The organism is Salinimicrobium tongyeongense (assembly GCF_026109735.1).
GTDB lineage: Bacteria > Bacteroidota > Bacteroidia > Flavobacteriales > Flavobacteriaceae > Salinimicrobium > Salinimicrobium tongyeongense.
Genome location: NZ_CP069620.1, coordinates 172367 through 198531 on the forward strand (window position 1 = coordinate 172367; position 26165 = coordinate 198531).

Genomic DNA, 26165 nt, shown 5'->3' on the forward strand with positions numbered 1-26165 from the left:
TATAAGCATATAAAAAAATGAAAAAATTAGTTTTAGTAGTAGCGGCAATGATGACTTTTTTGGCTGGTAATGCCCAGTCGTCTAAAGAAGCCAAACAATTGCTCAATGAGGTTTCCTCGAAAGTGGAAGCTTATGACAACATTGTTATCGAGTTCAAATATGGCCTTGAGAACACTGCCGAAAATGTAAAACACGAAACCCGCGGCGATGTTAGCCTTGAAGGTGAGAAATACCTGCTAAACATTATGGGTACCACCCGCCTCTTTGACGGTTCAAAACTGTACACCATAATCCCCGAAGATGAAGAGATCAACATTTCTTCTCATAATCCGGAAGACGATCAGGATATTAGTCCGTCTAAAATGCTGACTTTCTACAACGACGGCTATAAAACCGAAATGGGGCCGGTACAGGATCTTAAAGGGCGTAAAATTCAGTATGTAAAGCTTACCCCCATAGACTCCAACGCAGAGATCAGGGAAATTCACCTTGGAATTGACAAGCAGACAAAGCATATCTACAATATGATCCAAACCCAGGATAACGGTACAAAGATCACAATCACGGTGAACAGCTTTAAGACCAATCAACCCCTGCCCCAGTCACTGTTCCAGTTTAAGGAAAGCAGGTATAAAGATTACTATATTAACAGGTTAGACTAAGTAATTGAAAATACTAGACAGGTACATACTTACCAGTTACTTAAAAACTTTCTTTTCGGTTTTTGTAATACTCATGTTCATTTTTGTATTACAAACCATCTGGCTGTACATTGGGGAGCTGGCAGGGAAAGATCTCGATGCAGAGATCATCTTCAAATTCCTACTTTATTTTAGTCCCAAGCTTGTACCGCTGGTACTGCCGCTTACCATTTTGCTCACTTCCATCATGACCTTTGGGAGTTTTGCCGAAAATTATGAATTCGCCGCCATGAAGTCGGCAGGAATTTCGTTACAACGCGCCATGCGGCCGCTTACATTTTTCATCTTGCTGGTGAGTGTCACCGCATTTTTCTTTTCCAACAACGTTATTCCCGCAGCCGAGTACAAGTCGATTAACCTGAGAAGGAACATCGCACAGCTAAAACCCGCAATGGCTATTTCTGAAGGTGTTTTTAACGACCTGGGCCAGATCAATATCAAAGTGGAAGAAAAAACAGGGGAACGCGGGCAATACCTTAACGATGTAATTATTCATAAAAAGAACGAGCGACGCCCCGGAAACTACACCGTAATTAAAGCTACGGAAGGGGAACTGGTAGGAAGCACCGGCTCAAATGTTTTAAGTTTGATCCTGAAGGATGGGAACTATTACGATGAGATCATTCCCGATTCTCCCCGAGACCGTACCAAAAAACCTTTCGCAAAAAGCTATTTTGAAGAGTACGTGATCAACATGGATCTTTCAGGTTTTAACGACATAGATCTTGACGAGGAGAGCTACAGCAACTCCCACGATATGCTCAAGATATCAGAATTAAACCGCACCATAGATTCCTTTTCTACTTCTTACAATGAAGAGCTGGCGGCTTTTTCACGAAACATGTACAGCCGCACGGGAGTTGAGAACTTAAAAAGAGAGACCACTGCCACAGAAGATACGGTCATTGCACCCGAAACAGGTATTTTGCCGCTGTATGAAACCCATGAAGCTTCACAAATCGTGAATCTGGCGCTGGGCAACGTGAACGGTGCCCTGGTCACTGTTACCGGCAAGCGCACAGAACTTGTTCAGGCTTCAAAACGCCTCAATAAATTTGAGATTGCCCTGCATGAAAAATACGTACTTGGTATTGCCTGTATCATTCTTTTCTTTGTTGGTGCTCCCCTGGGGGCTATTATCAGAAAAGGAGGAATGGGTTTACCCATGGTTATAGCCATACTCCTGTTCCTCTCTTATCACTTTATTGGGATCTTTGCCAAGAACAGTGCCGAGGAAGGACAAATAAGCCCATTTTTGGGAACTTGGCTTTCTACCCTTATCATGCTCCCCCTAGGTATATTTCTCACCTATAGAGCAACTACAGATCAGGGATTATTCAGCTTTAGCATTCTCTTTGAGCCTATTAAGAAGCTGCTTAAAAAAGCGCACATCATGGGTCGTTCCGAAAAGGATTAATATCTTTGCGGGCGATAATACTCCACAGTTATGACCAAGGAAAACTCCTTCCAGTTACACAGTATAAAAGAAGCTATTGATGATATTAGAGCCGGTAAGGTGATCATTGTTGTTGATGATGAAGATCGGGAAAATGAAGGGGATTTTCTGGCTGCAGCTTCCAGAGTGACTCCCCAAATGATCAACTTCATGGCCACTCACGGCCGCGGTCTCATTTGCGCTCCCATTACCGAAAAACGCTGTAAAGAGCTACAGCTTGAAATGATGGTTGGCAACAGTACAGACCCTATGGAAACCGCTTTTACCATTTCTGTAGATCTTAAAGGAAAGGGAGTGACCACTGGCATATCAGCTTCAGACAGGGCAGAGACAATAAAAGCCCTTATTGACCCCGAGACCAGACCTTTTGACCTTAGCCGTCCCGGACATATTTTTCCGCTTAAAGCAAAAGAAGGAGGCGTGTTAAGGCGTACAGGCCACACCGAAGCCGCCATAGATTTTGCAAGGCTCGCAGGTTTTCCTCCCGCAGGGGTAATTGTGGAGATCATGAATGAAGACGGCTCTATGGCCCGCCTTCCGCAGCTCCTTGAAGTTGCCAAAAAATTTGATCTGAAGGTGGTTTCCATTGAAGATTTGGTGGCCTACAGAATGCAGCACGATTCCCTAATTATCAAAAAAGAGGATTTTGACATTAATACCCGCTTCGGAATTTTCAGGCTGAGAGCTTATCAGCAAACCACCAATAAGCAGGTTCACATCGCCCTTACCAAAGGGGCATGGAAATCATCAGATCCGGTACTGGTGCGCATGAATTCAACGCTGGTCAATAATGACATTTTAGGCACCCTAACCAACAACGCCGATAAAAAGCTTGACTACATGTTCAAGGCTATCAATGAAGAAGGTAAAGGCGCTATTGTGTTTATTAATCAAGAAAGCCAGTCCCTCAATTTGCTAAAAAGACTTGGGGAGTTAAAAGATCTTCAGAAAAAAGAGGAAATGAAAGCACCGCCACTGGTAATGGATTCAAAAGACTTTGGAATTGGAGCCCAGATCCTTCACGATCTGGAAATTCACAAACTCAGACTCTTATCAAATACACGACAAACCAAACGCGTGGGAATGATAGGTTACGGCCTCGAGATTATTGAATACGTGAACTACTAAAGCTCAATGATAGTTTCTTCAAGCGGCCTTCTCACCTTTTTCAGGGAAGCAAAAAAATCATCGTCTGCCCGGTAACCTACCGGCAGTACAAGTACAGCCTCAAGCCCATATTTTTCAAGTTCCAGGATCCTGTCGTATTCATTTGGCTGGAATCCTTCCATGGGGCAGGAATCGATTTTTTCAGCTGCACAAACAGTAAGCAGAGTTCCAAGAACAAGGTATGCCTGGTGTGTCGCCCATATCTTCACTTCATCTACAGGTTTTTGTTCAAAATCTCCTATCAGAGATTCTTTGAAGGGATGAAGGATTTCGTCTGGCGTTTCTCTAATATCTTGTACGGTCTTAAAATAATTTTCTATAAAAGCCTTGTTCACGCTGCGCTCAATACATATCACCAGCACATGAGAAGCTGTGTTCACCTGCTTTTGATGATAAGAGGCTTTCATCAGCTTTTCCTGAATCTCCTTATTCTGAACCACCATTAATTTAAGGGGCTGTAAACCGTAAGAAGTAGCAGTAAGGTTAAAAGCCCTTTTTAAGACCTCTACCTTTTCTGAAGGAAGTAATTTTTCAGGATCAAATTTTTTTGCTGCATACCGCCATTTCAGCGCATCTATACTTTCCATATCAAAAGTTTTCACAAAGATACGCCCCACAAACAGAGGCTGCAAATGAAGAATTTCCGCTAAGAAAAAAGAAAGGATTAGTGTTAGTCGCGCTTGCGCTCCCGCTTATCGCGGTACAAATGATAGACTTTACGGATCAAAAAAACACTCACTCCTAAAACTACCAGGATTTCCAATCCTAAAATCAAATAAAATAATGCCATAGAGCAAGGTTTTGCGGAGTCTTTTTGAATCCAAATCCCAAAAGTAACCTAAAGCACTGTTAAAGATTACCGTTATTAGCACAACATATGCAATTTATAACACAACTTTGGGGAGACTATTTTGAAAAATAAAATAAATTTAAGATAAATGTTTCACTCCTTTCTAAAAGTAAGAGCCTTAAATACAGCTATAAAAATAGGAGGAAAGAAAATTAAAATATTTTCAAAACATGGAAATTTTTGTAAAAGCTCTTCCTGTTGAAGAGATCATTGAAAGCTTATCAAAACAATTCAAGACCCCGGTAAAAAAGGATGCCGGAGAACTAACCATAGATCTGCCCGAAAAACTAGGGCAGGGATTCATTCGAGGCACCAGCTTTGATTCGGGTCTGGGGATCATAGAGTACAATGTCACCTTTTTTAAGGATATGGAGATCCACTTTACCATTAATCAAACTCATCCCTTAAAGTTTATTTTCTGTTCTGAAGGCCGTGTAAATCACGCTTTTGAAGAAAATGAAGATGTTCATACCATCAACACCTATCAAAACGTGATTGTTTCCAGCAGCGGGTACAACGGCCATGTGCTCTATTTTAAAGCAAATGAGACCTCGCACGTTTTTAGCCTGGAGATCATAAGGGCAGAATTCAACAAAAGAAAGAATTTTGGATATAAGGATATTGATCCAAGACTGGAGCAGTTGTTCAAAGACGACGTGGCCCGTGAACTGTTCTATTACCAGGGAAATTACAGCATACAAGCCGCCGATATCGTTGAAGCCATTGCAAAAAAAGAACACACTGGCTTTTTGCGATTCATCTTTCTTGAAGGTAAAGCTTATGAAATGCTCACCAAACAAATAAGCCAGTACATAGACGATCAACAGAACGGCAGCAAATCTACGCTGCTGCGAAGAAGTGATGTAGAAAAGGTAAAAAGGGCCATAGATATCATAAACCAGGATCTCAACAAGAACTACTCTGTAGATGAACTGGCCAAGGAAGTTGGCACCAATGTCAACAAACTTCAGGAAGGCTTTAAATACATGTTCAACCTTACGGTGAACAAGTATGTACAGCAGGTAAAACTTGAAGCTGCCAAAGAAATGCTTAGCGAATCAGATCATAATATTTCACAGATCGTGGGCCAGATTGGCCTTAACAACCGTAGCTACTTTTCCAAGATCTTTAAAGAAAAGTACGGGGTAAGCCCCAAATATTTCCTGAACAACAAGTTCAACGAAAGTGAAGACAGTGATGAAAACGAGGAGGAATATGAAAATATGGGGAAGAACTAACCTGAAAGCGCTTCAATAGCTTTCTCAATGTCAATTCCCTTTCCCAACACGGGTTTAAAGAGATCTGGCTTCTCTTCAATCCTGGCCGGCATGGTCTTAATCGTAAAGTCTCTCATGTCAAGTCCGGCTTGCACTTCATGCCATTCAAGCGGGGCCGAAACCGTTGCGCCGGGTTTTGGCCGGGCACAATAAGGGGCGGCAAGGGTCTGCCCCTTTCGGTTTTGAAGAAAATCCAGGTAAATTTTGCCTTTCCTTTTTTTCACATTCCGCTCCATCGAAGTGAGATCGGGGAGTTTTTCCTGAATAAAATAACACAGGATCTTAGTAAAATCGCGGGCTTCATCATAAGTGTATTTCGCGCCCAGCGGAATGTAAATATGGATCCCACTAGAACCTGAAGTCTTGGGGTAACTCGCTATTTTAGCTTTGTCCAGCACTTCTTTTGCAGCCTGGGCAACTTCTATCACCTCTTCAAAAGTGTTCTTTTCTGAAGGGTCTATGTCAATCACGGTAAAATCGGGATGAAGCAGGTTCTGAACCCTCGAATTCCACGGATTGATTTCTATACATCCCAGGTTCGCCATGTAGATAAGACTGGCTTCATTCTGGCACATAATATATTCCAGTTCGCGATTGTTGTGCTTAGAAAATACCTTGGTCGATTCCAGCCAATGCGGAAAGATACCCGCCGTATCTTTTTGGTAGAACCCTTCTTCGAGTATGCCGTTGGGGTGCCGGTGCAAATTCTGTGGCCTGTCCCTCAAAAAGGGCAAAATTGCCTCACTTATTTTCAGGTAATATTCAATGAGGTCGTATTTTCTGAGGCCCGATTTTGGCCAGTACACCTTGTCGAGGTTGCTTATAGGCACTGCAATTCCTCCAATTTCCAGCGTGTTTTCTTCTTTTTTTGCCACAGGTTTGTGCCTGGGCACCTTTGCCGTTTTCTCTTTGGTAACTTCCTGCGGAAGTTTATCCATCCGCAGGCCTTTAAACGAAGGGTGCCTCATGTGTCCGCTCCGTGTCCATTCAGAAAAATTGATTTCGCAGATCAATTCCGGGATAAGCCAGGTGGGCGTGCGTCCTTTTAAGGAAGGCTTCTTTTTAAAAGGCATGGCTTCAGTCACCACATCCTGAAATTTGTCGAAAAGTTCCTTTTTATCATCTTCACTAAAGCCCGTTCCGCAGTTCCCAATATAAACAAGCTCCTCATCGCGGTGCATCCCCAAAATCAAAGAACCAAACGCCCCTCCTTTATCCGATTGTGTATACCCGCAAATCAATGCCTCCTGGCTTTCAAAGGCTTTTATCTTCAGCCACTTATCACTTCTCGAAGCGGGAATGTACTGCGAATCGGCTTTTTTGGCGATCACACCTTCCATGCCCATTTCCACAGCCTGCTCAAAAAAGGCTTTTCCCATGCTCTCTACATGGTCGCAGTAATATACCTGCGGAATGTCTTCTACCACCTCCGGAATTAGGCTTTTCCTTTCTAAAAGTGGCAGGTGCATAATGTTGTGGCCGTTTAGGTGCAACAGGTCAAACACATAATACCTCAATTCTCCCGAAGGTGCCTTCTGGTAATTCTGAAGCTTTTGAAAAACCGGTTTTCCGCTCTTGTCAAGGGCCACGATCTCCCCGTCGAGCACCACATCATGCGGAATATTCTTAAGCTGTTCGTAAATTTCCTTGAATTTGGCTTTGAACGAGATCCCGTTCCTGGAGTACAGGTCTACTTTGCCTTTTTGGATACTGGCCAAAGCCCGGTAACCATCCCACTTTAATTCAAAAATCCAGTTGGCTTTATTGAAGATCTCCTTTGCCCTGGTGGCAAGCATGGGTTTGATCAGTTTATTGACCTCAAGATGTTTTACTTTTTCCCGGCCGGCGTGTTCGCTCAGGTTTTCGGCATCATAACTCAGGTCTGTAGAAAAATCATCAGCCTTCTTGATAAGCAGCCACTGATTGTCTTTTTCCCCGCCTCTGCGGGTATGCACAAGGGCAAAAGTCCCCTTTACTTTGGTGCCAAAAAAGGTAATTTTAAGATCGCCTTTTTTCAGCATTTTAAGAAGGTCTCTTTCTCCTTCGCCACCTGCAGCCTCGTAAGTGCCTTCATCCCAAATGCTCATCTCCCCTGCCCCATAATTTCCTTTGGGAATGGTGCCCTTAAAACTGAGGTATTTTATGGGGTGGTCTTCGGTCATGATCGCCAGCCGCTTATCATCAGGGTTCATAGACGGCCCTTTGGGTACGGCCCAGCTCTTTAAAACACCTTCCATTTCAAGGCGCAAGTCGTAATGCAGGCGGGTTGCCCGGTGCCGCTGAATTACAAATCGCAGTTTTCCCTTGTGCTTTTCATAGGCAGCATCGGGTTCGGGGGTTTTCTGAAAATCCCTTTTCTTGATGTACTCGTCGAGTGCCATTTAGGAAGCTTTACTTTTTTTCTTCTTCTTATCAAGACTGGCCTTTAACTGCGCCATAAGATCGGTCGCCGGGGTGGCTTTTGATTCAAATTTTTCAACTTTCGCTTTCTTGCCTCCGGTTTTGGCCTTGATAATTTTAAGAAGCTGATCGTTGTAAACATCTTTATATTTCTCGAAATCGAATTCTTCAGTGTATTGTTCAATTAGAGATTTGGCCATATCGATCTCCTTTTTTGAAACTTTGGTATCTGGAAGTTTGAGCTCGGTGGGGTCACGTATTTCATCAGCAAACCTAATCACGTGCAGCACAAGGGCATCTTTGTACACGCCCACCAGGCTAAGGTTTTCTTTGGCGCGCATCACAAAAGTGGCCACCCCAAGTTTCCCGGTTTCCTTTAGTGCAGCCTTCAGCAGGTTATAAGATTTCTCACCGTCTTTTTGTGGCTCCAGGAAGTACGGCTTTTTGAACAGCACATCGGCCACATCCTGTTCTTCAATAAACTCTTCAATATCTATGGTGCGCGATTTCTTCATATTGGCCTTGTCAAAATCTTCTTTTTCAAGCACTATGTAAGAATCGTCCTGCCGGTACCCTTTCACAATATCTTTCCAGGCCACTTCTTCCCCTGTCACTTCGTTCACTCTCTTGTACCGGATTCGGGCATGGTCATTTTTGTCGAGCATATCAAGGTCCAGCTTTCTTTCTTCGCTGCCCGAATACATTTTAATAGGAATAGTGACCAGGCCAAAACTTATTGAGCCGTTCCAAATTGACCTCATATTTGAAGAGTTTTTATATTATTTACTACAAGATACCCGATTTTCTTTTCATTCCCGAAGGATTAGCATTGTCTTAACGGGCACCAGCCTCAATTTCCTGCAAGGCGTTAAGATTTGAGAAAAAAACAGCTAAAGCTTTCTTAATCATTTTGTTGCAGGATCAAAAAGAAACTAACTTAGAAATTCACGATTTCAAATCATTGTAAAAGGCCATAAAACCAAAAAAAATTGAGATGAACAGACTGGAAAAAAAAGTAGCGATTGTAACAGGCGGGGCCACGGGAATTGGCGAAGCCATTTCTAAGAAATTTGCAGCCGAAGGAGCCCAGGTATTTTTAGTAGGAATGCCGCAAGACCCGGTAAAGGACGTCATTAGCGACATCAAAAAATCTAAAGGGAAGGCCATTGGCTACTCTGCCGATATTTCTGCGGAAGAGAATGCCAAAGATGCCATAGAAACCGCCGTAAAACACTTTGGCCGTCTCGACATCCTCATCAATAACGCAGGGGTTTATCCCGAAGTAAACACCATAGACGAGTTTTCTCCTGCAGCTTTTGACAATCTCCTGAAAAACAACCTGAGAACGGCATTTTTGATGACCAAATATGCCATTCCACATCTTAAAAAAACGAAGGGCTGTATAGTTTCAGCAGGTTCGGAAGCAGGTAAGATCGGCATCCCAAACATCACGCCTTACGGCGGCACCAAAGGCTTTATGCACGCCTTTATGAAAGGAGTCGCTGCCGAGCAGGCAAAGAACGGGATCAGGGCAAACTGTGTTGCTCCCGGCCCAATCGATACCGCATGGACGCACAAAGAAACCAGTGAGATCACCAAAAAGATAGAAAAACAAATGATGAGCGCCACGCCTCTTGGCCGCCGTGGCACACCCGAAGAAATTGCCAATGTATACCTCTTCCTGGCATCAGATGAAGCTTCTTATGTTACCGGTGCCGTGTTCTCTGCCGATGGCGGAATCACCATTGGGAAAGGCCCGGTGGGCGATGAAGTCCCCTCCAAACTAAAAAAAGAACCAAAAGGAAATCTTAAACTAAAGCACCAAATGGACGGTGCCACAAACATGCGATAAATTATGGCTTTAAAAGCACTATTTTTAAACTGTACCCTTAAAAAATCTCCTGAAACTTCCAATACTTCTGCCTTTATCAAACAGGCTGAAAAAATCTTTGCCGATCTTGAGGTGGAGACCGAAGAAATCCGGGTAGTAGATCACCATGTAAAATTCGGAAATACTTCCGACGAAGGGGAGGGCGATGAGTGGCCGCAAATTCTTAAGAAAGTAAAGGAAAGTGACATAATGATCATTGCCACCCCCATATGGCGGGGCGATCGCAGTGCCGTGGCAAAACTTGTAGCCGAAAGGTTTGACGGCATCTGGAGCGAAGCCGATGAAGAAACTGGCCAGTACCCTAGCTTTAACAAAGTGGGCGGCGTAATGGTAGACGGAAATGAAGATGGGGCCAAAAAGGCCATTTCCAGCATCTGTTTTGACCTTTCCGAACACGGCTTCACCATTCCGGTAAATGCCTTTAGCTACTACGTGGGTAAGGCGGGGCCGGGCCCTGCTTATATCGAGGCCAATGGCGACAGGCATTTTTTTACCAACCGCAATCTGTATCACATGGTTCACAACCTGGTGCACGTGGCAAAAGTGCTAAAGGAAAAGCCTTACCAAACCAACGTGAACGAATTAAAGAAACAGGCCGAAAAAATAAGCGACACCGAAGAATAAATAGCAAAAAACCAACCTTTAAAACCAACCAAATATGTTAAGCTGGCTAATACATATCATTATTGACGCCGCTGTGCTCCTGTTCGCAGCAAAAATGTTTCCCAAAGTAGAACTCAAAGGCTGGAAAACAGCCATAGTGGTTGCCCTGCTCATTGGGGTTCTCAGCTTCTTTTTAAGCTGGATCCTCACCGCCGTGCTCAATATTGCCACTTTAGGGATCTTTTACTTCCTCGGTTTGGGCTTCATCACCAGGATCATCGCCTATGCAATCATCATAGAACTGGCCGATAAACTGAGTACCGGCTTCAAAACCCACGGTTTTATGCCGTCCCTGTGGCTGGCAATCATCATCGCCGTGGTGGGCTCAATTGTAGACTGGATAATTCTTTAAAATTTCTGCGGAATTTTTAAACTGAAATGAGGTTGTCTTAAAGCACTACATCTTTCGGAAATTTTTTCAGAACTCAAAAGCCTGAAATCATTTCAAAGCGACTGAAGTAGCACTTTTAAAACAACCTCATTTTCTATTTTTGCCTTTTCGCCCGCAAATATTGATTGGGCCAGTCTGTTTCAGCATTCAATGCGGCAGCGGCTTCCAGCGGGAAATAGGGGTTCCTCAGCAGTTCCCTGCCCAGCAGGATAAGGTCGGCCTGTTCCTGCTGCAGCACTTCTTCGGCTTCCTGTGTCGTGGTGATCAATCCTACAGCAGCCGACATGATGCCCGATTCTTTCTTTATTTTTTCTGAAAATGGCACCTGGTACTTCTTCGCCACCGGAATGTTCACCCCCGGCACAAGTCCGCCCGAAGAACAGTCGATCAAATCTACACCTTCTTTCTTAAGGAGCTTTGCCAGTGCAACCGATTCTTGCTCATTCCAGCCGCCCTCAGCCCAATCGGTCGCCGAAATCCTCACGAACAGCGGGAGATCATCGGGCCAGTTTTCTTTCACGGAACGCGTAACTTCCAGCAAGAGTCTTATCCTGTTTTCAAAAGATCCGCCGTAATCGTCTGTTCTCTGGTTGCTTAACGGAGACAGGAACTGGTGCAACAAATATCCATGGGCGGCATGGATCTCCAGCACCTTAAAACCTGCCAAAAATGCCCTTTTTGAAGCCTCTCTAAAATCGGAGATCACTTTCCCGATTCCCTCGGGATCCAATGCTTCAGGCTCCGGATTATCATCATAAAAAGGAATTGCCGAAGGAGCTACCGGCTGCCATCCTCTTTCCTCTGGAGAGAGGTACCTGCCACCCTGCCAGGGGCTGCTGGTAGAGGCTTTTCTTCCGGCATGTGCCAGCTGAATGCCGGGAATACTTCCCTGGGATTCCAAAAATGCCGTTATTTCTTTCAGTTTTTCTACGTGTTCATCTTTCCATATCCCCAGGTCATCGGGGGTGATGCGGGCTTCGGGAGATACCGCGGTAGCTTCAGAAATAACTAGTCCGGCTCCACCTGTAGCGCGGGTTCCCAGGTGAACCAGGTGCCAGTTATTGGCAAAACCCTCTTCACTGCTGTACATACACATGGGAGAGACCCCAATGCGGTTCTTAAATTCTATAGATTTTATTTTGAGTGGCTCAAAGAGCCGGGGAGATATTTTGTTGCTCATAAAAAGTAGATTTTCCTTCAAAAGTAACAAAAGCAGCAGCGCTGGCTTCACCGGGCTTATAAGAAAATAAGATTTGTAAATCATTCAAATTGATGCTGCTCAAAGAAAAGCTTTCAAAAATGCCATTTTTGAGACAATAGTTTTCAAGAAAGAATTATTACAATATCTTAGCTGGGAAGATCAAGCTATGCCTGCCAAACAAGTTTTTCCACTCTCCAAGCTTACCCAAGCTATTGAAAATGTGATCAACAGCTATTGCAGCAGGGTGGTTTGGGTAAAAGCGGAAATCGTAAAGCTCAACCATTACCCCCACACGGGCCACTGCTATCCCGATCTTGTGGAAAAAAAGAACGGAAAGATCATCGCCGAACTACGCGGAAACATCTGGAAATCGAATTTTGAGCAGATCAACCAAAAATTCAGAAATGTCTTAAATGAAGACCTGCGCGATGACATGAGCGTGGTAGTGCAGGCCAGCGTCACCTACCATTCGGTTTACGGCCTGGCACTTAACATTCAGGATATTGACCCCGAATACACCCTGGGCGAACTGGCAAAACAACGCGCCGAGGCTATAAAAAAACTCATCGCCGAAGATCTTTTTGATGCCAACAAACAGCAACTTTTACCTCAACTCCCCAAAACTATTGGCATTATTTCGGTGAGCAGCAGCAAAGGCTATCAGGATTTTATCAATGTGATTGAGAACAACCCGTGGGGTTACCGGTTTCAGTATAAACTTTTTCCTGCCATTTTACAGGGGGAAAGAGCTGTGGGAACGATCACTGCCCAGCTCAAAAAGATAAAACAGCACAAAAAACTCTTTGATGCCGTTGCCATAATTCGCGGTGGCGGTGGCGATATAGGCCTAAGCTGTTATGACAATTACCAGCTGGCAAAAGAGATTGCCCGGTTTCCCCTTCCCGTTTTGACCGGCATAGGGCATTCCACGAACGAGACCGTTAGTGAGCTTGTGAGCTACAAAAGCTTTATTACCCCCACTAAAATAGCCGAATTCCTACTTCAGGAATTCCATAATTTTTCACAGCCTCTAAAAGAAAATATCCAGAAAATAACGGCCGAAGCAAACCTGCTTTTTGAGAGGCAGGAAACACGGCTCTCAAACCTGTCGAGTTCTTTCGGATTCCTGGCCGGCAGGAGCCTAGACCGTGAGAAAAACAAGCTTTCATCTTTCAGGCAAACAATGGCTTTAGAAGGCAAAGTGGTCTTAAAGTATGAAGCTGCCAATTTAAAGAACATCGCTACTTCAGTAGAACTGCTGTCACCAAAGAACATCCTGAAGCGGGGTTTCAGCATTACCCGAAAAAACGGCAAAATCGTTACCAGCTCGGCTACCGTGGCCCCCGGAGACCTGGTAGAAACCGAATTTTTCCACGGAAAAGCTTCCGCAGAAATCAAAAATACCGAAAGTACATAATGGGAACAAAAATCACATACACCGAAGCTTTTTCTGAATTACAGGAGATTGTAAGGGAGATGGAAAATGCCGAAATTGGCATAGACGAGCTCGATGCGAAGGTGAAACGCGCCTCTGCCCTGCTCAAAATTTGCAGGGAAAAACTCTATAAAACCGAACAGAACGTGCTGGAGACCCTGAAATCCCTCGACCCGGAGTAAGTAAATTAAGTTCAGAATTAAGCGGTTAAACACATTGAAGAGAAGCCAGGGCCGTGAATTTCCTTATTGTTCCCCCCAAACAATCTGGGTTTAATTTATTATTTGTAATTTGTCAATTGCTTTAGGAATTTAAAAACATATACCTATCAAACTCAATTCTCCTCTGGATTTATCTGGTGACGTTGCTGCCATAAATCAAATTTCGGTTGTGCCGCAACTGCTGGAAGTTGTTTGCCGTACCACAAAAATGGGGTTTGCCGCCATTGCCCGGGTCACAGATCACCGCTGGGTAACCTGCGCCACGCACGACCTTATCTCGTTTGGGTTAAAACCCGGCGACGAACTGGATGTGGAGACCACAATTTGCCATGAAGTGCATCAAGGCCGGGAGGCTGTGGTTATCAACAACGTTGCTAAAGATGCCGGGTATTGCGACCATCACACGCCAAAAATGTACGGTTTCCAGAGCTATATTTCGGTGCCGCTCTACAGGAAAAATGGGGAATTCTTTGGTACACTTTGCGCCATAGACCCGAAACCCAAAGAGATTGACACCCCCGAGATCGCCACGATGTTCCGGCTTTATGCCGAACTGATCTCCTTTCACCTCGATGCCGTAGAAAAAATTAAGATCAGCGAAGACAGCTTAAAGGAAGAAAAGAAAATTGCCCGGCTTCGCGATCAATTCATCGCCATTTTAGGGCATGACCTCAAAAACCCCATTGCTACGATGCGCATGAGTGCAGACATTCTGCTCAAAATGTCTAAAGAAGATTTTACCCTTCGCAATGCCGCCCTTATAAAATCTACCTCTTACAGGATGCAGGCACTTATTGAGAATATACTCGATTTTGCCCGCGGCCAAATGGGAGAAGGCATTATTCTCGAAAAAGAAAGGCACAACAAAAGCCTGGAAGAGATGATAAAACAGGTGATAAAAGAAATAAGGGTAATTTCTCCCGAGAGGAAAATAACTTTTAACAGTAAGCTTGAACATGAGGTGAACTGTGACAAGAACCGGATTGGGCAACTGCTGTCAAACCTGCTTGGAAATGCCCATGAACACGGAAGTTCTGAAACGCAGATCAAGGTGGAGGCCAAAACTAACAGCGATTACTTCGAGTTGAGAGTGGTAAATTCGGGGGAGAAAATTCCCGATGAAGACCTCACCCATCTCTTTCAGCCTTTTTACAGCGAGAGTGGAAGTTCTAACAAGAAAGGCCTGGGGTTGGGACTTTTTATTGCTTCGGAAATTGCAAAAGCACATCAGGGCGAGCTAAAAGTAACTTCCAGCGATAGGGAAACTGCTTTTGTGCTACAAATTCCGCGCGAATAACTTCCGAAGAAAAAAAGGCCGAAAAATACCATTTTTGAAAGATAATATTTCGAAACCGGCAGTCATTGTTGTATTTGGCAAACCCTCTTATTCCACCCTTTTTTTTTACCTGGCTCACCTGCAGGATCATAAAATATTATAAAGCTTCAACCCGCTGTGTTAAGTCTTTATTAATCAGCTTGTAAGCAGGCGCAAGTCTTTCTATCTTAGGTAAGTAAAACCTTTGTTATGAAAAGAAATACACGATCACAGGCTGTTGCACTCCCACTATCGGGGCAACAAAAAATTCTGGTTTCATTTTTAAGCCTTTTACTCTTCAGTCTTGCAGCTTTAGCCCAAAAATCTACTGTAAGGACCAATGCAGGCGATGTGAAGGTGCGCAAAATAGTAGAAAACCTTGATCATCCCTGGGGAATGGCATTTTTGCCAGACGGCAGGCTGCTGGTTACTGAAAGAGCAGGAACAGTACGCATCCTTAAAGACAGTACCCTTTCAGAACCACTAACGGGCACCCCTGAAGTTTTTGCACAGGGACAGGGCGGGATGCTCGATGTAGCCCTGCATCCAGATTTTGACGAAAATCAATACATCTATCTGTCTTTTTCTGAACCCGGCGACAATGGAACTGCTTCTACCGCGCTGGGTAGAGGAAAACTTGAAGGGAATTCCATTCAGGATTTTAAAACCATCTTTCGCATGGAACCAAAAGTAGAAGGCCCTAACCATTTTGGAGGTCGCATTCTTTTTACTGAAGGAAATGACATTTTTCTCACCCTTGCTGAAAGGTTTAAATTTGATCCGGCCCAGGACCTGTCAAACCACCTGGGAACCGTGGTAAGACTGGAAGACGACGGAACTGCTTCTGAAGAAAACCCTGATTTTGAAGATGCAAACGCCCAGGATGAAATATGGTCTTACGGACATAGAAATATTGAAAGTGCAGCCATTCACCCACAAACCGGGGAGCTTTGGGTAGCCGAAATGGGCCCCATGGGTGGTGACGAACTGCAACCCGCCAAAGCCGGAAAGAATTACGGCTGGCCGGTGGTGAGCTGGGGAGATAATTACGACGGAACCGAAATTCCCAGACCCACTACCCGCCCCGAGTTTGCAGATGCCGTTATTCACTGGACGCCTACTATTTCGCCTTCGGGGATGATCTTCTATGATGGCGACCTTTTCCCGGAATGGAAAGACAGCATGATGATTGGCGGACTTACTGCTGCAGGCATTGTGCGGGTAAATGTGAACGGCGATAAGGCCCAGGAAGTAGAACGCATCCCGCTTACCACCAGGGTACGCGATGTGGAACAGGGCCCCGATGGCAGTATTTGGGTGCTTACAGATGAAGACAACGGGAAGGTTCTGCAGCTTAAACCTCTAAAATGAGGATAGCCACCTATAATGTAAATGGAATTAACGCCCGCCTGCCCGTTCTGCTGAAATGGCTTAAGGAAACAAATCCAGATGTAGCCTGCCTCCAGGAGTTAAAAGCCCCCGATGAGAAAATTCCAAAACAGGAAATAGAGAATGCCGGGTATACCGCTATCTGGCATGGGCAAAAACGCTGGAATGGCGTTGCCATACTTGCAAAAACCGGACTTGAAATTAAAGAAACCGTCCGCGGGCTGGAAGGAGAGCCCGAAGACGAGCAAAGCCGGTATCTTGAAGCCGTGGTAAATGATATTACTATTGGCTGCCTCTACCTCCCAAACGGGAACCCGGCACCGGGACCAAAGTTCGATTACAAGCTGCGCTGGTTTGACAGGCTTTCGGCAAGAGCAAAGCAACTACTCGATATGAACAAACCTGTTGTGCTCACCGGCGATTATAACGTGATGCCTACTGAAAAAGATGTCTATAAACCAGAAAGATGGATAAATGATGCCCTGTTTAGGCTCGAGGTTCGGGAAGCATTTCATAAGCTTGCCGCCCAGGGGTGGACAGATGCCATCAGGAAATTATACCCCGAAGAGACTATTTACACCTTTTACGATTACTTCAGAAATGCCTATCAAAGAAATGCAGGTTTACGTATAGATCATTTTTTGCTGAGTCCGCAATTGGATATGAAACTGAAAGACGCCGGAGTGGACAAGCACGTTCGGGGATGGGAAAAGACCAGCGACCACGTTCCTGTATGGATAAATCTGGCTAAATAACCCGCTTTACAAGCATGCTTCAGCCTTATACCGGCAGATGAACCTGTCTTCAAATATTCTAAAGAAATTTCAGGAAAAGGCTGCCAAAAATGGCATTTTCGACAGCTTGTTTCCTAAAAAACTTCCGAAGCTATTGCTTTGATGTTTGAGCTTTTCCCCATGGAATAATAATGCAGCACAGGGATACCGGCAGCTACCAGTTCTTTACTCTGGGCGATACACCACTCGATGCCTACCTGGTGTACCTCCTGGTTGCTCCTGCACTTTTCCACTTCGCGGGTAAGATCGTTGGGCAGGTCTACGTGAAAACGATGCGGAATCACCGTGAGCTGTTTTTTTGTGGCTATGGGCTTAAGCCCGGGAATGATGGGCACGTTGATCCCGCTTTCCCTGCACTGCTTCACAAACTCAAAGAACTTTTGATTATCGAAGAACATTTGAGTTACCACATATTCGGCACCGGCCTCTATTTTCGTTTTTAACCGCTGAATATCTTTTTCAAGGCTGGGGGCTTCCATGTGTTTTTCGGGGTATCCCGCCACCCCAACGCAAAAGTCGGTATGATGACCATTTTCGAGGGCTTCATCGAGAAACCTGCCGCGGTTCATAGCCGAAATTTGTTCTACCAGTTCATTGGCATAATTGTGCCCCTGCGGATCGGGCGTAAAATAGATCTCACTTTTTACCGCATCCCCTCTTAGGGCCATTACATTTTTGATGCCCAAAAAATCGAGATCTATGAGAAAATTTTCGGTGTCTTCTTTAGAAAACCCGCCGCACAAAATATGAGGCACGGCATCTACTTTGTACTTACTCTGTATGGCCGCGCAAATCCCAACAGTTCCGGGCCTTTTTCGCACCACCCTCTTTTCCAGCAAACCTTTGGCCCGCTCAATGTACACATATTCTTCCCGGTGGTAGGTCACATCAATAAACGGAGGTTTAAATTCCATTAGAGGATCAATCCCGTCAAAAATTGACTGGATATTTTGCCCTTTTAGAGGGGGCAGGATCTCGAAAGAGAAAAGGGTTTTATTTTCTGAAGCACTTAAGTGTTCTGTAATTTTCATTTTGGTGTAATTCTTTAATTCGGAAAGGTTTGAGTTTTGTTTTTAATCATCGGCCATGGAAGGGTGAAGCCATTTTTGAGCTTCTTCAAGTGGCATGTCCTTTCTTTCAGCAAAGTCGGCTACCTGGTCATTGGTGATTTTTCCAACTCCGAAGTAGCGGGCTTCGGGATGCGCGAAATAGTAGCCGCTAACACTGGCCGCAGGCCACATGGCAAGGCTTTCGGTAAGTTTCACGCCTATCTTCTGCTCTACTCCAAGAAGCTCCCAAATCGTTATTTTTTCAAGATGATCGGGGCAGGCCGGATATCCCGGTGCCGGCCGAATGCCTTTATAGCTCTCTTTGATCAATTCTTCATTACTGAAATCTTCATTGGGAGCGTAACCCCAATCTTTGGTGCGAATTTGCCTGTGCAGGTATTCAGCAAAAGCTTCAGCAAGACGATCGGAAAGGGCTTTGATCATGATAGCGTTATACTGGTCGTGCTCCTGTTCAAATTTCTTTGCCAGCTCATCGGTGCCAAAGCCGGTGGTAACACAAAAACAGCCAATATAATCCTGAATGCCCGATTCTTTAGGGGCGACAAAATCGGCCAGGGCGAAGTTTGGTTTGCCCTCATACTTGCTCAATTGCTGCCTAAGGGTCCTAAAAATGACATTTTTGGCACCCCATTCTTCAGCCATAACTTCAATATCGTCATCATTTATAGTGTTTGCAGGGAAAAGACCGTAAACAGCTTTAGCCTTCAGCAATTTCTGGTCGAGGACCTTTTTCAGCAGTTCTCTGGCATCTTTAAAGAGCGCAGTGGCCTGCTCCCCCACCACTTCATCGGTAAGGATGGCGGGGTATTTACCGTGCAGCTCCCAGCTTCTGAAAAAAGGCGTCCAGTCAATAAAAGGCTGAAGTTTTTCCAGCTCAAGATCTTCAATTACCTGCAGCCCTGGATGATTGGGTTTAAAAATATCTTCAGTTTTCCAGTCGATCTGGTATTTATTCTGGCGCGCTTCAGCTATGCTTAAATATTCTTTTACCTTACTTCTTTTTTTGAAGTTCTTTCTGAAGGTGTCGTATTCAGCCTTTAATTCGGCTTTATATTGTTCGCGGGTTTTCTCTTTAAGCAGGTCACCCACCACCGTAACCGCACGGGAAGCGTCGTTCACGTGAACCACGGCATTGCTGTACCGGGTGTCAATCTTCACAGCAGTGTGCGCTTTTGAAGTTGTAGCGCCTCCAATAAGCAGAGGCACGGTAAAATTTTGCCGTTCCATTTCGGCAGCCAGAAAGGCCATTTCATCAAGGGAAGGTGTGATGAGTCCGCTAAGGCCTATAGCATCAACATTCTCGGTTTTAGCGGTTTCGATGATCTTTTCGGGCGGCACCATCACCCCAAGGTCGATGATCTCGTAATTGTTACAGGCCAGCACCACGCTCACAATATTTTTCCCGATGTCGTGCACATCACCTTTAACTGTGGCGAGAAGGATTTTACCAGCCCCTCCTGTTCCCGAAGGGGAAATTGAAGCTTCCCCCTCTGGGGGCAAGGGGGCAAGGTTTTTTTTCTCCTCCTCAATGTACGGCAGCAAATGTGCCACGGCTTTTTTCATAACCCTGGCCGACTTTACTACCTGGGGAAGGAACATTTTTCCGCTTCCAAAGAGATCTCCCACCACATTCATTCCGGTCATTAAAGGACCTTCTATAACATCTAAAGTGCGGGAGGAACTGGCCCTTGCCGCCTCCACATCTTGTACTATATATTCGTCTATCCCCTTTACCAGCGCATGAGTGATGCGCTCCTGCAGCGGTTTTTCTCTCCAGGAAAGATCTGTTTTGCTTTCTTTTGCAGTACCCACAACCGTTTCGGCGAAACTTAACAAACGTTCTGTAGCATCATCCCTGCGATCTAAGATCACATCTTCTACATGTTCAAGCAGGTCTTTGGGAATATTGTCGTACACTTCAAGCAAGGCCGGGTTCACAATGCCCATATTCATACCGGCTTTGATGGCGTGGTACAGAAATACCGAATGCATGGCTTCGCGCACGGGATCATTTCCGCGGAAAGAAAAGGATACATTGCTCACGCCACCGCTGAGATTTACGTGTGGCAGATTCTCTTTAGCCCAGCGCGTGGCTTCAATAAAATCTATCGCATTACGCCGGTGCTCTTCCATTCCCGTGCCCACCGGAAAAATATTAAGATCGAGGATGATATCTTCGGGAGGGAAACAGGCCTTTTGCGTTAGCAGCTCAAAAGAGCGTTTGGCAATCTCTATTCGGCGTTCGTAATTGTCGGCCTGGCCAACTTCATCAAAGGCCATGACCACCACAGCCGCTCCGTAACGCCTTATTTTTTTTGCGTGGGTAAGGAATTCTTCTTCCCCTTCTTTCAGGCTGATGGAGTTTACGACACATTTTCCCTGCACCACCTGCAAACCGGCCTCTATGATCTCCCATTTCGAGCTATCGATCATGACAGGAACACGGGCAATATCGGGTTCGGCGACCACAAGGTTCAGGAATTTGACCATGGCTTCCTTCCCTTCTATGAGTCCGTCGTCCATATTTACATCCAGGATCTGAGCCCCGCCTTCAACCTGGTCTCGGGCAACTGAGAGCGCCTCGTCATATTTTTCTTCCTTGATCAACCTCAGGAACTTTTTGGAACCGGCAACATTGGTGCGTTCCCCCACGTTGATGAAGTTAGAATGAGGTGTTACCACCAGTGGTTCCAGGCCCGAAAGTTTTAAATAACGCTCCTGCTTACCTCTCAAAAATGTGCTTTCAGGCGTACTTTTTTCTACAATCATGATCTATTCAATTTCAGGTTGGAGGACTTCCCTTTGGAATTTTCTTGGCTGGTAATCTTTAGCTACTTCAGCAATAGCTTTAATGTGTGATGGCGTAGTTCCGCAGCAACCGCCAAGGATATTTACGAGACCACGGGACAGGTATTCCCTTATTTGGCCTGCCATTTCTTTGGGGCTCTGGTCGTACTCGCCAAACGCGTTGGGCAGCCCGGCATTGGGGTAAGCCGATACCCCAAAATGGCTTTTACGAGCCAGGACCTCGAGGTGCGGAGTTAATTGTTTGGCCCCAAGTGCACAGTTAAAGCCCACGCTGAGAAGCGGAATGTGAGAAATGGAGATGAGGAAGGCTTCGGCCGTTTGCCCGCTCAAAGTTCTTCCGGAGGCATCGGTGATCGTACCGCTAATCATAACGGGAATATCTATTTTAAGCTCTTCCCTGAGGTCTTCTATGGCAAAAAGGGCAGCTTTGGCATTGAGGGTGTCAAAAACCGTCTCTACCAGCAGCACATCTACTCCCCCATCGATCAAAGCTTTTGCCTGCTCTTTATAAGCAGCAGATAATTCAGTAAAAGAAATAGCTCTGAATCCAGGGTCATTAACATCGGGAGACATGCTGGCTGTTTTATTTGTGGGGCCTATAGCACCTGCCACAAAACGGGGTTTTTGAGGGGTTTCGAGCGTTACTTCGCGCGCTACTTCTTTTGCAATGCGGGCCGATTCAAAATTGAGTTCGTAGACCAGCTCCTGCATCTGGTAATCGGCCATGGCGATGCTGGTGCCCGAAAAAGTATTGGTTTCCACGATATCTGCTCCTGCATCAAAATATTTCCGGTGGATTTGTGCAATAGCCGAGGGCTGGGTTATGGAAAGAAGGTCGTTATTTCCCTGAAGCGGCACCGGCCATTGGGCAAAGCGTTTTCCGCGGAAATCTTCTTCGGTAAATTTATATTCCTGCAACATGGTGCCCATAGCCCCATCGAGGATCAATATTTTTTCTGAAAGCAGGTCTTCTATCTTTGACATTTGTTTGCGCAATAGGGCTATCAAAAAAGAAGACGGGAAAGAATTCTTGTCGTTATCTATCCACGCGGGCGTGGTAGAACGTAGCACCTTCTCCAAAGGAGGGTTGCTAAGGCTTCACAGGGTCTAATCCCTCAACCTTTCTTGATAACTCGTTTAATAAAAATATGAACTGAGGCAAATATATTTAATATCCCCGGAAATCCAAGTACAGATGTTCAGAAAAGCAATGAATGGTGGCATTAGCTGGAACTTAAGGAAGAATTGAAAAGATTTTTATTTTTAAAGGCCTGCAAATATGAAGTTTAGTGACGGGGCTGAAAATTCTTCTTTTAAAATGTGGATTTTATTGTTCCATATTAAAAAAAGCTTTTTATATTTGCATCCGCTAAGGAGAAATGGCAGAGTGGTCGATTGCGGCAGTCTTGAAAACTGTTGAGGGTAACACCTCCGGGGGTTCGAATCCCTCTTTCTCCGCTGATTAAGTTACAAATTTTAGTAAAAAGCCCGAAAACACTGAGTTTTCGGGCTTTTTCGTTTTCGATAATATCAAATTATATCATCTAAAATGAATCTATTCGGTTACAAATTCGGTGTCACTTAACTTTAAAAATTAACTGACACCTTTATGATGAATATTCTTACAAAGAAAAAGTTAAACACTTGAATTGCTTCATATTACATATCGCAAAATATTCTATTTTTGATTCCATACAATAACAAAACAACTAGTTATGGACTCAAGTTTCTTCCACATTTTTTATCTCCGAGGCAGTAAAAAAGAATCAGCCGCATCAATCTACCTTCGTGTTACTATAAATGGCAAGCGGGCTGCTATGAGTTTAAATAGAAAAATTTTAGTGGATTCCTGGAACTCTTCTGCTGGAAGAGCAAGTGGGAATTCTTTAGAAGCTAAATTGCTGAATAGGTATCTTTCCAAAGTTGAAAACGATCTCTTCAAGGCACATCAAAAATTACTTGAAAAAAAAGAAATTTTTTCAGCTAATGATTTAGTGAATACTTTATTAGGCAAGGACACTCCATCAAAGGAACCAAAAATGTTGTTACAAATTTTCCAGGAACATAATGAACGTGTAAATAAACTCATAGGAAAAGATTTTGCAGCCGGAACGGCTGAAAGATATAGAACAGCGAAAAAACATGTTGAGGATTATATTAAAAAAGAATATAAGGCTTCGGATATTCCTGTTAAGGATGTTGACCACAAATTTATTTCAGGATTAGAATATTATTTAAAAACGGAAAGAAACTTTGCCCATAATTCAGCCATAAAATATATTACCAATTTTAAAAAGATCATCAGGATCGCTTATGCCAACGAATGGATTGATAGAGATCCATTCAACAACTGGAAAGGAAAATTAAAAATCGTTGACCGCGAGTTCCTTACACAGGATGAACTTCAACTTATGATCGAAAAAGAAATTAGAAATGATAGACTAAATTTAGTAAAAGATATATTCCTATTTTGTTGCTTTACAGGATTGGCCTATGCAGATGTAAAGAAACTTTCAGAAAAAGAAGTGGTAGTGGGAATTGATGGAAACAAGTGGATAAAAATGAACCGCACAAAAACAAAAACCCGAAGTAGTATACCCATTCTTCCTACTGCAGAAGCCATTTTGCAGAAATATACCTCCCATCCCGATGTCAATCATAAAAGGCTACTTCCTGTGTTAAGTAACCAAAAGATGAATGCCTACATCAAAGAAATCGGAGATCTTTGTGGAATTAATAAAAACCTTACTTTTCACCTGGCCCGGCATACTTTTGCCACAACTGTAACCTTATCCAACGGGGTACCTATAGAAAGTGTGAGTAAGATGCTTGGTCACAAAAATCTTCAGACCACTCAGCACTATGCAAAAATTTTGGATAGAAAAATTAGTGATGATATGGCTGCTCTAAGAGAAAGGTTAGGCTCCAATATACCAACCATGAATTAATTATGTAAAGTTTTTAGTTGAATGAGTAACCACCCGAAAGATAAATCTCGATAACCTCTGAAGATCATGAAGTTTCTTTGGAAGTATTACTGTAATATTACCAGAGTCATTAATTTTCCGGAAGGTCGGAGCACCAAAGATTTCGGCACTCCAAAATTCAGAAAAAAACAACTTATTATATTCCTCTAGATATTATCCCAGAACTAAATTCCGCTTTATAAAACCTATAAAATTCAAACTACTAAGGTTGTGAATTGGCTTTACCTGCACGAAACTAGCTAAATTGGCAAAAAACAACTAACTTTAGGTAACTGTAAAACTAGAAACATGAAAAAAATATTTGTTCTTGTCGCTATTATGATTTTTACACTTTCCTCCTGTCGGGAAACCACAGAAGTAAATACAGATGGAAACATGGAAAAAAGTGACTCCGGTGTCCAGACAAGAGAGGAAAACTAGTTTTCATTTATAACAGTACCTGGCTGTTGTTATCACTCACTGGTATTTCTCTTTTGCCGTATGCTCCTTTTTCAAATGAAAAAATCTTAAAATTTATTAGTAAACCGTCCTCTTATTTACAGTAGATAACTTATTGTTATTTAGTTACATAAATTATCTGTCAGGCACTGTCTCACAGGATAAACAGTTAATTACTTGACACTACAATTTAAGGTTGCTCTCAAATTTAAGGTTGCTCTCATTTTTCACCTTTGGCGTATTTGACTCTATCTCGATCCACTCCACAACACCGGGAGCATTGTCTTTTTCATAAAAGTTCTTTTTCTGAAACTGCCACAGATTGCAATCCCAGGTCCAATGCCATTTCGACGATTTCTTTCCCTTTACCCTTCGGTACCTGAATTGTCAGTAATTTCATCCTATGTGGTTTAAGCTTCTGTCGGTTTTATTCTCAACAAGGTCTTCCCGGGTCATAAATTTCTTTTGTCCATCTCGGCTTTGGCTATTCCTCTTTCCAGCGCTTCCTCCCGTGTACAATTTTCTTTTGCAAAAATTTCTGCAGCATATTCTAAGGCCCTGGCCCTTATATCTTCATCCAGAACATTCAGGTGCTTTTGGAATCCGTCAAAATCCTCTTTCTCGTCCATTGCATTTTTGATCAGTGTTCGGTTATAATTAAGCTAATCCTGTCCCCTTGCTGTGCCTCCATCGAAATTTTTCCGCCAAAAGGAAAAGTCATCATGGGAGCTGTATGACTACAATCGACATTGGCAACAACTGGGATCTTGTGCAATTCTTCCATTTTTAAGAACATTTCTTCCAAATGTTTTCGTTTCATTTTACTTTCTCGTTGGAAGCGTCCAAAAATGATCCCCCTCAATTTACTCCCGCTTGGGTGGTTCATAATTTGCTGCACCTCTTTCTGAATTCCTCTGTAGTCAATGATTTTGTTCTCTTCCAGAAATAGAATCCTCCCTTCAAAATCTGGCATAAAATTGTAGCCCATTAAAAAGTTCAGGGTGAGCAGGTTTCCTCCCATGCACTGGGCTTCAGCTTTCCCGGGATTGATTGTCCAGTAGCCGGGGTTCCGGATCTTATCATCTTCCCATTCAGTATTTGAATAATGTTCTGAGGGCAAGATTTCTACGGGCTCCTCAGAAAAAAATATCTCTTTCATATTTGAAAGCATTTGAGGAAAGAATTGACTGGCACCCAGCATCGTAAAATGAGGACCGTAGTAAGTGACAAGGCCCGTCCTGGAGTAAATAGCACTGTTGAGTTCTGTAATGTCTGAAAGGCCGCAAAAGATCTTCGGGTTATCTCTAATAAGTTCATAATTCATATGCTTTAACAGCTGGTTCGCACTTGATCCTCCAATGGCAGAAATTATTGCATTGACAGAAGCATCCTCAAAAGCTTCATGAAGATCCTCCAGTCTGTGTTCAACACTGGCAGATTTAAAGCTATTCATTTCATGAACATATTTTCCAAACGAAACCTGAAGCCCCAATTCTTTAAAACCTCTTAGCGTTTTTTCTTCCAGGTCTTTGGTGAATTTTGGGGAGAAACTTTCTGCCGGGGCTATTACCCGAAGATGATCCCCCTTTTTTAAACGGGCAGGAATTACTGGCTGCAGACTACTAGCATCTTCTTTCGGCATCTTCATCTTTCATAGTTTTTATGGACTCATGGATCTTCTAATATCAATCTTGAGGGAGTCGGTTCTCCT

At 43.9% G+C, this 26165-nt stretch carries 23 protein-coding genes, 1 tRNA gene and 1 riboswitch; of the genes, 15 read left to right on the forward strand and 9 right to left on the reverse strand.

The annotated features are described in order from the left end of the window. Positions 1-17: 17 nt before the first annotated feature. From lolA1 to ribB, 3 genes are read left to right on the forward strand one after another with little or no spacing between them, the layout of a single operon-like run. Positions 18-662, forward strand: coding sequence for an outer membrane lipoprotein periplasmic chaperone LolA1 (gene lolA1 / locus JRG66_RS00735; protein WP_265163821.1), 645 nt, complete (start codon positions 18-20; stop codon positions 660-662). Positions 663-666: 4 nt separating this feature from the next. After that, a complete protein-coding gene (locus JRG66_RS00740) occupies positions 667-2118 on the forward strand; it encodes an LptF/LptG family permease (protein WP_265163822.1) in 1452 nt (483 codons plus the stop codon). 30 nt (positions 2119-2148) lie between these two features. Continuing rightward, on the forward strand, positions 2149-3285 hold the full coding sequence (ribB, locus tag JRG66_RS00745) for a 3,4-dihydroxy-2-butanone-4-phosphate synthase (protein WP_265163823.1): 1137 nt from the start codon (positions 2149-2151) through the stop codon (positions 3283-3285). Here the strand turns inward: ribB and JRG66_RS00750 are convergent. Continuing rightward, positions 3282-3911: an NAD(P)H-dependent oxidoreductase gene (locus JRG66_RS00750; protein WP_265163824.1), complete on the reverse strand. Its 630-nt coding sequence runs from the start codon at positions 3909-3911 to the stop codon at positions 3282-3284. The two genes, ribB and JRG66_RS00750, sit on opposite strands and share 4 nt — an antisense overlap. 433 nt (positions 3912-4344) lie before the next feature. Between JRG66_RS00750 and JRG66_RS00755 the strand changes: the two genes are divergently transcribed. After that, complete coding sequence (locus JRG66_RS00755; protein WP_265163825.1) at positions 4345-5412, forward strand: helix-turn-helix domain-containing protein; 1068 nt, start codon at positions 4345-4347, stop codon at positions 5410-5412. Here the strand turns inward: JRG66_RS00755 and ligD are convergent. Then, positions 5409-7832: a DNA ligase D gene (gene ligD / locus JRG66_RS00760; protein ID WP_265163826.1), complete on the reverse strand. Its 2424-nt coding sequence runs from the start codon at positions 7830-7832 to the stop codon at positions 5409-5411. The two genes, JRG66_RS00755 and ligD, sit on opposite strands and share 4 nt — an antisense overlap. After that, positions 7833-8612, reverse strand: a complete 780-nt coding sequence (gene ku / locus JRG66_RS00765) for a non-homologous end joining protein Ku (RefSeq protein ID WP_265163827.1) — start codon at positions 8610-8612, stop codon at positions 7833-7835. A 233-nt stretch (positions 8613-8845) separates the two neighbouring features. Here ku and JRG66_RS00770 point away from each other — a divergent pair, with 233 nt between their 5' ends. Genes JRG66_RS00770 through JRG66_RS00780 form a run of 3 tightly spaced genes read left to right on the forward strand, consistent with a single transcriptional unit; the run spans position 8846 to position 10757 of the window. After that, entirely contained in the window at positions 8846-9703 is an 858-nt protein-coding gene (locus tag JRG66_RS00770) for an SDR family NAD(P)-dependent oxidoreductase (RefSeq protein WP_265163828.1), read from the forward strand. Between the two features lie 3 nt (positions 9704-9706). Further along, a complete protein-coding gene (locus JRG66_RS00775) occupies positions 9707-10366 on the forward strand; it encodes a flavodoxin family protein (protein ID WP_265163829.1) in 660 nt (219 codons plus the stop codon). 34 nt (positions 10367-10400) lie between these two features. Then, positions 10401-10757: a phage holin family protein gene (locus JRG66_RS00780; protein WP_265163831.1), complete on the forward strand. Its 357-nt coding sequence runs from the start codon at positions 10401-10403 to the stop codon at positions 10755-10757. Between the two features lie 133 nt (positions 10758-10890). Here the strand turns inward: JRG66_RS00780 and JRG66_RS00785 are convergent, their stop codons facing one another. Beyond that, complete coding sequence (locus tag JRG66_RS00785; protein WP_265163832.1) at positions 10891-11976, reverse strand: NADH:flavin oxidoreductase/NADH oxidase; 1086 nt, start codon at positions 11974-11976, stop codon at positions 10891-10893. A 187-nt stretch (positions 11977-12163) separates the two neighbouring features. Between JRG66_RS00785 and xseA the strand changes: the two genes are divergently transcribed. From xseA to xth, 5 genes are all read left to right on the forward strand, one after another. Next, a complete protein-coding gene (gene xseA / locus JRG66_RS00790) occupies positions 12164-13414 on the forward strand; it encodes an exodeoxyribonuclease VII large subunit (RefSeq protein WP_265163833.1) in 1251 nt (416 codons plus the stop codon). Further along, positions 13414-13614: an exodeoxyribonuclease VII small subunit gene (gene xseB / locus JRG66_RS00795; protein ID WP_265163834.1), complete on the forward strand. Its 201-nt coding sequence runs from the start codon at positions 13414-13416 to the stop codon at positions 13612-13614. The genes xseA and xseB overlap by 1 nt, the downstream gene beginning before the upstream one ends. A gap of 208 nt (positions 13615-13822) precedes the next feature. Continuing rightward, the gene (locus tag JRG66_RS00800) at positions 13823-14950 is read left to right on the forward strand and encodes a GAF domain-containing sensor histidine kinase (RefSeq protein WP_265163835.1); all 1128 of its coding nucleotides are present in this window, start codon (positions 13823-13825) and stop codon (positions 14948-14950) included. A gap of 228 nt (positions 14951-15178) precedes the next feature. Beyond that, complete coding sequence (locus JRG66_RS00805) at positions 15179-16339, forward strand: PQQ-dependent sugar dehydrogenase (RefSeq protein WP_265163836.1); 1161 nt, start codon at positions 15179-15181, stop codon at positions 16337-16339. Further along, entirely contained in the window at positions 16336-17112 is a 777-nt protein-coding gene (gene xth / locus JRG66_RS00810) for an exodeoxyribonuclease III (RefSeq protein ID WP_265163837.1), read from the forward strand. The genes JRG66_RS00805 and xth overlap by 4 nt, the downstream gene beginning before the upstream one ends. Before the next feature lie 113 nt (positions 17113-17225). On the opposite strand, the gene metF is transcribed toward xth, so the two are convergent. From metF to JRG66_RS00825, 3 genes are read right to left on the reverse strand one after another with little or no spacing between them, the layout of a single operon-like run. Beyond that, positions 17226-18182, reverse strand: a complete 957-nt coding sequence (gene metF / locus JRG66_RS00815; protein ID WP_265163838.1) for a methylenetetrahydrofolate reductase [NAD(P)H] — start codon at positions 18180-18182, stop codon at positions 17226-17228. 42 nt (positions 18183-18224) lie between these two features. Next, entirely contained in the window at positions 18225-20990 is a 2766-nt protein-coding gene (metH, locus tag JRG66_RS00820; protein ID WP_265163839.1) for a methionine synthase, read from the reverse strand. A gap of 3 nt (positions 20991-20993) precedes the next feature. Continuing rightward, on the reverse strand, positions 20994-22013 hold the full coding sequence (locus JRG66_RS00825; protein WP_265163840.1) for a homocysteine S-methyltransferase family protein: 1020 nt from the start codon (positions 22011-22013) through the stop codon (positions 20994-20996). Between the two features lie 49 nt (positions 22014-22062). Then, positions 22063-22164: riboswitch (SAM riboswitch) on the reverse strand. A gap of 238 nt (positions 22165-22402) precedes the next feature. Between JRG66_RS00825 and JRG66_RS00830 the strand changes: the two genes are divergently transcribed. From JRG66_RS00830 to JRG66_RS00840, 3 genes are all read left to right on the forward strand, one after another. Beyond that, positions 22403-22487, forward strand: a tRNA-Ser gene (locus JRG66_RS00830). A 257-nt stretch (positions 22488-22744) separates the two neighbouring features. Next, complete coding sequence (locus tag JRG66_RS00835; RefSeq protein ID WP_265163841.1) at positions 22745-23977, forward strand: site-specific integrase; 1233 nt, start codon at positions 22745-22747, stop codon at positions 23975-23977. Positions 23978-24304: 327 nt separating this feature from the next. Further along, positions 24305-24436, forward strand: coding sequence for a hypothetical protein (locus JRG66_RS00840; protein WP_265163842.1), 132 nt, complete (start codon positions 24305-24307; stop codon positions 24434-24436). A gap of 470 nt (positions 24437-24906) precedes the next feature. Here JRG66_RS00840 and JRG66_RS00845 read toward each other — a convergent pair whose 3' ends face one another. Together JRG66_RS00845 and JRG66_RS00850 are read right to left on the reverse strand one after the other, a co-directional pair. Further along, positions 24907-25083: a hypothetical protein gene (locus tag JRG66_RS00845; protein WP_265163843.1), complete on the reverse strand. Its 177-nt coding sequence runs from the start codon at positions 25081-25083 to the stop codon at positions 24907-24909. Between the two features lie 11 nt (positions 25084-25094). Further along, a complete protein-coding gene (locus tag JRG66_RS00850) occupies positions 25095-26102 on the reverse strand; it encodes a S66 peptidase family protein (protein ID WP_265163844.1) in 1008 nt (335 codons plus the stop codon). Positions 26103-26165: the final 63 nt, after the last annotated feature.

What these genes read in the sequence shown, in the direction of transcription:
- JRG66_RS00835 (WP_265163841.1), top strand. Translation starts at nt 22,745, where the DNA reads ATGGACTCAAGTTTCTTCCACATTTTTTATCTCCGAGGCAGTAAAAAA.
- JRG66_RS00780 (WP_265163831.1), top strand. Translation starts at nt 10,401, where the DNA reads ATGTTAAGCTGGCTAATACATATCATTATTGACGCCGCTGTGCTCCTG.
- JRG66_RS00845 (WP_265163843.1), bottom strand. Translation starts at nt 25,083, where the DNA reads ATGGACGAGAAAGAGGATTTTGACGGATTCCAAAAGCACCTGAATGTT.
- JRG66_RS00840 (WP_265163842.1), top strand. Translation starts at nt 24,305, where the DNA reads ATGAAAAAAATATTTGTTCTTGTCGCTATTATGATTTTTACACTTTCC.
- JRG66_RS00805 (WP_265163836.1), top strand. Translation starts at nt 15,179, where the DNA reads ATGAAAAGAAATACACGATCACAGGCTGTTGCACTCCCACTATCGGGG.
- xseB (WP_265163834.1), top strand. Translation starts at nt 13,414, where the DNA reads ATGGGAACAAAAATCACATACACCGAAGCTTTTTCTGAATTACAGGAG.
- JRG66_RS00825 (WP_265163840.1), bottom strand. Translation starts at nt 22,013, where the DNA reads ATGTCAAAGATAGAAGACCTGCTTTCAGAAAAAATATTGATCCTCGAT.
- ligD (WP_265163826.1), bottom strand. Translation starts at nt 7,832, where the DNA reads ATGGCACTCGACGAGTACATCAAGAAAAGGGATTTTCAGAAAACCCCC.
- ku (WP_265163827.1), bottom strand. Translation starts at nt 8,612, where the DNA reads ATGAGGTCAATTTGGAACGGCTCAATAAGTTTTGGCCTGGTCACTATT.
- lolA1 (WP_265163821.1), top strand. Translation starts at nt 18, where the DNA reads ATGAAAAAATTAGTTTTAGTAGTAGCGGCAATGATGACTTTTTTGGCT.
- JRG66_RS00770 (WP_265163828.1), top strand. Translation starts at nt 8,846, where the DNA reads ATGAACAGACTGGAAAAAAAAGTAGCGATTGTAACAGGCGGGGCCACG.
- JRG66_RS00775 (WP_265163829.1), top strand. Translation starts at nt 9,707, where the DNA reads ATGGCTTTAAAAGCACTATTTTTAAACTGTACCCTTAAAAAATCTCCT.
- xth (WP_265163837.1), top strand. Translation starts at nt 16,336, where the DNA reads ATGAGGATAGCCACCTATAATGTAAATGGAATTAACGCCCGCCTGCCC.
- metF (WP_265163838.1), bottom strand. Translation starts at nt 18,182, where the DNA reads ATGAAAATTACAGAACACTTAAGTGCTTCAGAAAATAAAACCCTTTTC.
- ribB (WP_265163823.1), top strand. Translation starts at nt 2,149, where the DNA reads ATGACCAAGGAAAACTCCTTCCAGTTACACAGTATAAAAGAAGCTATT.
- JRG66_RS00850 (WP_265163844.1), bottom strand. Translation starts at nt 26,102, where the DNA reads ATGAAGATGCCGAAAGAAGATGCTAGTAGTCTGCAGCCAGTAATTCCT.
- JRG66_RS00785 (WP_265163832.1), bottom strand. Translation starts at nt 11,976, where the DNA reads ATGAGCAACAAAATATCTCCCCGGCTCTTTGAGCCACTCAAAATAAAA.
- xseA (WP_265163833.1), top strand. Translation starts at nt 12,164, where the DNA reads ATGCCTGCCAAACAAGTTTTTCCACTCTCCAAGCTTACCCAAGCTATT.
- JRG66_RS00755 (WP_265163825.1), top strand. Translation starts at nt 4,345, where the DNA reads ATGGAAATTTTTGTAAAAGCTCTTCCTGTTGAAGAGATCATTGAAAGC.
- JRG66_RS00750 (WP_265163824.1), bottom strand. Translation starts at nt 3,911, where the DNA reads ATGGAAAGTATAGATGCGCTGAAATGGCGGTATGCAGCAAAAAAATTT.
- metH (WP_265163839.1), bottom strand. Translation starts at nt 20,990, where the DNA reads ATGATTGTAGAAAAAAGTACGCCTGAAAGCACATTTTTGAGAGGTAAG.